This window comes from Paenibacillus sp. sgz302191, from assembly GCF_057749925.1.
The window spans coordinates 1-1138 of the sequence record NZ_JBYLHY010000090.1 but is presented as its reverse complement, the minus strand read 5'-3'; the positions used below and the strand labels follow the sequence as shown (position 1 = coordinate 1138).

At 51.8% G+C, this 1138-nt stretch carries 1 protein-coding gene; it reads left to right on the top strand.

Going from position 1 to position 1138, the window contains the following annotated elements:
• Positions 1-1138 (top strand): S-layer homology domain-containing protein (locus AC3G2T_RS38690; protein WP_488438817.1); only part of this gene is annotated, 1138 nt, incomplete at both ends.

The following is a 1138-nucleotide window of genomic DNA, read 5'->3' as shown; positions in this document are numbered from 1 at the left end:
GCCGGCGTTACTGACGGTGTAACCGACACTACGTTTGACCCAGCCGGTAAAGTAACCAAAGAGCAGCTGGCGACGTTCCTGGACCGCGTACTGGGCAAAGATGCTGACGCTCGGGCAAAAACAGGCAATGACGCTACAGTCTCCGACTGGGCTCAAGGTTACGTAGCCCTGGCGCTGGAACTGAAATTGCTGCCTAACGGCACAGACGGCACATTCGGCGGCCAAGCGAACGCAACTCGCGACCTGCTGCTTACTGGCGCATACGAAGCCAAGCAGCAATACGTTCCAGCCGGTAAAGTATCGGTAACCGATGCAAAACCGACAGGCGTACAAAAAGTAACGATTAACTTCAACAAACCGGTAGACACCGACAAAGCGAAACTGGCTTTGACACAAGGTTCAACGGCCGTAGCGACTACGACGACATTTGCCGATGACAAAAAATCCGCAACCTTGACGTTGACGGACACCAACCTTCGCGCAGGCGACTACACCGTTACATTGAGCGGCTTGGACGCTGCAGCTGTAGATAAAACAACAGCTACTTTCACAGCCCAAGACGAAGCCGTACAAAAAATTGACTTCGTTAATGCCGGGGATACAGTAGCTCGTACCACAAAAGCAACGGTCATGGTCAAAGCAACGAACCAATACGGCGAGAACGCTTCGTTCTCCGCAGGCTCCTACACAGTTATCCTGGGTAACGGCCAATCGGCGCAAATTACGAAAACAGATGCCGGCTTGCTGAAATTGACATTTGACAGCACGTTGGCTGCTGCAGGTACGGCTTCCCAGTCCAACCTGACGGTCATTCCAGTGAACATCTATTTCAATGATACGCACTTGTCGGCCAGCAAAAACTTCACAGTCGGCGTAGCGCCGTTCATTACGAAAATGGAACTGGGTACTGTAAAATACTCCAACGGTCAAACAAGCATCGCTCAAAAAGGCGAAACAGCAACGATCCCAGTGAGCGTATTTGACCAATACGGCAACGAACTCGGATTCAGCGCGATCCAAAGCGCCCTGAGTACAAACGCAAACGACCTGGTAACCGATCAAAAAGCGCAAGTGGTATTCTCGCCATACGAGGCGCTGCTGAACGCAGGCATGCAGGATTACGATAACAACGACACAC